Annotated in this window: 2 protein-coding genes and 3 pseudogenes; 2 read left to right on the top strand and 3 right to left on the bottom strand. The window is 58.8% G+C overall.

The genetic code is table 11. The annotated features are described in order from the left end of the window. Nucleotides 1–289: 289 nt before the first annotated feature. Both ACZBJS_RS42095 and ACZBJS_RS42090 read right to left on the bottom strand, forming a co-directional pair. On the bottom strand, nucleotides 290–553 hold the full coding sequence (locus tag ACZBJS_RS42095; protein ID WP_463440289.1) for a hypothetical protein: 264 nt from the start codon (nucleotides 551–553) through the stop codon (nucleotides 290–292). Nucleotides 554–961: 408 nt separating this feature from the next. Then, nucleotides 962–1122, bottom strand: a pseudogene (locus ACZBJS_RS42090) (terpene synthase family protein); the annotation flags it as partial. Between ACZBJS_RS42090 and ACZBJS_RS42085 the strand changes: the two are divergent. Both ACZBJS_RS42085 and ACZBJS_RS42080 read left to right on the top strand, forming a co-directional pair. Then, nucleotides 1123–1341: pseudogene (locus tag ACZBJS_RS42085) on the top strand (IS21 family transposase); the annotation flags it as partial. 167 nt (nucleotides 1342–1508) lie between these two features. Next, on the top strand, nucleotides 1509–2324 hold the full coding sequence (locus ACZBJS_RS42080) for a YopT-type cysteine protease domain-containing protein (protein WP_463440288.1): 816 nt from the start codon (nucleotides 1509–1511) through the stop codon (nucleotides 2322–2324). A gap of 566 nt (nucleotides 2325–2890) precedes the next feature. Here the strand turns inward: ACZBJS_RS42080 and ACZBJS_RS42075 are convergent. After that, nucleotides 2891–3630: pseudogene (locus tag ACZBJS_RS42075) on the bottom strand (patatin-like phospholipase family protein); the annotation flags it as partial. Between the last annotated feature and the right edge of the window lie 56 nt (nucleotides 3631–3686).

Genomic DNA, 3686 nt, shown 5'->3' with positions numbered 1-3686 from the left:
CCAAGCTCCGCCCGCGCAATGCAGTGCTGGAGCGTTGCCGCGCTGATATCCCGCTTGAATGGTGCGTTGACCGTGGCCAAAACAAGCTTGTCGACGGCCGAGATGCCCCCGGCCGTATTGGTCTTGTGCCCCTCGGTTGCTACGTAAGCCATCGACAAAATATAGACTTTCCTCTCGATTAGTCGACCACTGGAGGCCTATTAGGTTAAAATTTCGCGGTTTTGGCCCTTTTTGGCCCCTTACAAGGATGGGCAGGTTCCACAAACTCGACCGGTGCCGACGCCCGTTGTCATCGGATAGAACTGACCCGCAGGCTGTCCCGTTGGGAGGTTAATTCATTCTCGGCCGTCCGCACTGAAACAAGAGCCCCGTTCAGCCGATTTGCTGCGTCGACGTACTCCGGCCGGGCATCTGAGAAAATCTCGGACGTCACGGACATCAGGATTCCATCCCCGATGGACTCGACATTCATGCCCTCCGGGGGATCGAAATCACGTCGCTCTTTCACGTACGACATCCAGCCGCCGGCGGGGCACGCAAGGTCCAGATCCATCGGCGCCTCATGGAGCCATTTGTTGCTCATCACATCGAGGCAGGATGGCTCCATTTCTAGTCCATCGACGTTACGGTCGGCGAGACCCGACTGGTCTCGAACGCCAAGGGTTATGGACCATGGCCACCGCGCGAGCGCACCTGGGACAACCCGAAGTTCAACGAGCGCCTCATCATCGAGATCTGAAAGGAATTCATCGGAGTAGTTTCATTGGATGGTTAAGCCGGATGAGAGATTATGCCACCATCGGCGATGGTTCCGTCGCCAACCGGCACGATGTCTAGATGGTCGTCCTTGCGCCGGCTCAGGGCGGCGTCGCTCATGCTTGCTTCACCCGTCGAATCAGGCTGCGGCATTGCATCGGATCGGACCGACGGCAGCGCGCGCACGCCGCGGGCTCCCGCGCGTTCAGGTCTGCGCACGCTGGCCTCCCCCCGCAGCGTCGCTGCGGTAGCGCCTGGTCGAGATCTGATAGTACTGCGCGCGGATGGCCGCCAAGGCCTCGATCACGGCCCGCAGGCGCGAGAAAGTTCTTCCGCCATTACCCGGTGCAGCATGCGCGTATGAGGCCGCTCGATCATCGGCTCTGTCACTTCCGGCTGGCGTTCTCCAGCTTCGAGCATGCCCATGTCGTGCTCGGCGGCGAAAGCTTCGTCGCTCTGGCCGAGGGCTTGCAGAAAGCCCCGTGGGCGCTCGGCGGCGTGCTGCGAGGGCATCGCAGCGATAGCCTGTCAATGTCGTTCCGGAATCCGGCAGCCGACGCGCGGGAGGATCCGACACAGCGCTACGCCGCGCCGCATCAGACATTGTCAGAAGTCCGACAAAGGAACGCTTTCTAAGCCGGACAACAGCTGCCCGTCAGCTTGCCATCAGCTTGTCTAGGTATCCTCGCAGCAGGGCCTAAGCAGCCCGAATTGATGCGTAGAGACTAGCGCAGCACAGAAGGTAAATCGTCATGTATGATCGAATCAGTGGCTCATCCACATGCACTAGACAAGCTGACGAACCGAGTCAGTCGGTGGATAGCGGCAGCTTTACGGAAACACTTGCAGGTCTCGCGCCTCAGTGGAGCTCACAACCGGGGGAGTTGCCTGACAAGATGGGGGCCTGCTGCAGCAAGCCACATACCTCGGATGCAAACGTTCAAACTTCTAGCGCCTCCGACCCCAGTACATCCTCTCCAGAGAGTCCGGCCACCTCCTTGTTTGAATACAGAACGGCCGACTTGCGTGATGCGAATGTGGACGGCATCTGCGTTGGGCTGACTGCGGAGTGGTTCCGCAATCTTAACAACAGCCCATCAACCCGAATGAGTGCGCTCACACCCGGATCGCAAACGCACGCCTCAGCGGCTGAACGGCAGCAGCAATATCAAAATCTCAAGGATCAGTTGCGCAGCAGGGGAGCAGGATCTTCTCAGGCCGACCTTCAGGCACAAAATACCATTTTGGAGGACGCAGGCTTGGAACCGGCTGGAGAAGAGAAGAGATTCGCATTCGGCAAGTCTTCGAACGTCAAGCGCATGGTGAACGAAATCAACGAAGATGGATCGAACCATTTGCTCAGCTTGTATTTCGCCGAAGGCGGCGCACACACGATCGCGACGTCGGCCTCGAATGGAAGGACCACGGTTTTCGACCCAAACTACGGAGAATTTACTGTTCGATCAGATCCGGACCAGATGGCTTCATTGTTAGAAAGCCTCGCCAATCGTTACAGGAATCCCAACGGGCAGCATTTATCGACAATCACGACGCAAAGGATGCAGTGAGTTGGGCCTTCTTGCCGGTGGTGATTGGCGCCTTCTGTGAAGGCTCGGATTCGTCGGCCGGCGGTCGTGGTGTCGGGGGCCAAATCTGCGGCGGATAGCCGGCTGCGTGCCGGCTGGCGAGTGTGCCGGCATTGATAGCGGGGGCGCCGGCCCCCGCTATCCATGACGGCCGGCACAAATTGCAATTCTGTTTCGGAATGACCGCCTGCGGTTTCTCTGTTTCTCTCAACTGACGTCGCCAAGAAACAATTGTTGCGGCGACAATCTATGCCCTCCGCTATCAAACCACGCGCTTGATCCAGACCGACTGTGCGCAGGGTATGACTTTCCACGACATCAGCTTTCGTTCGAAGCACGTAAAACCGACACATCGACAATGGTTCAGCCAGGATGTGACCTCACAAGCAGCCGGGGATCGGGCAGGCTCCGCGTTTGCGATGCGATCTGGATCGTCGAGCGGAAGAACTCAGCATCGCGCTCCCTGGGCTTTAAGCTAAAGACGCGGCAGTTTCCATGATCGGGTCGCCGGTCTGGCAGATGTAGTTATGGATCGCCTGCCCGATTTTCGCATCCGCCAGGTCCCGGAGGACGCAAAGGAAGATCGTTATGGTCGTAAGGCGCTGCTCGGTTAACCGATCGAGGATCTCGCGCGCGGAACGCGGTGTCCCGGGTCGCTCGACCGGGTTGACCGCGACGAGAATGGTGTCGTGCGAGTCACACTCGCGTACGAGCGGCGTGATCGTCGGATTTCCGGGGTAGCCGCCATCCCAATAGGGCTCGCCATCGATCTCTATCGCACGGAACAGGGTCGGCAAGCAGGCGGAAGCGAGCAGAACGTCGGGTGTGAGCTCGGCGTTGCGAAACACACGCCCGCGGCCGGTACGAACGTTGGTCGCCGTCACGAACAAACGGATTGGGGAGCTCGCGACCAGTCGAAAATCGACCGACTCGGCGAGGACCTGATGCAGAGGGTTTGTGCCGGAAGGATTCAGGTTGTAGGGCGAGAACACGCGGCTCGCCAGATCGAAGGCGAGATAGAAGGGCGACGTATCAAGGGTCCAGCGACCGAGGATGACGTCCAACGGGCTTCGCCGTATAGAACTGAACCGTGCTGAGTCAGCGACCCGCCGCCAGAAGGCGTTCAATGCAGACTTGGCGCCGGCCGACGTGCCTGATATCGCCTCGATGCGCAGCCACGGCTTCATCCATGAGCCGATCGAGCCCCCCCGGTAAAAGCGCCGTACGATCCACAGTCGTCCGTGAAGAATGCGGATTGACTTGAGAAATAAGCAGAATTGGTCTTGATGTAGTATTCGATTTTGCAGGAAAGCGGGGTATTGGACCTCGCTTTCTTGCGTTTTA

The organism is Bradyrhizobium sp. KZN70725 (assembly GCF_055264925.1).
The sequence above is the reverse complement of the archived record's forward strand: the minus strand, read 5'-3'. Positions and strand labels throughout refer to the sequence as shown.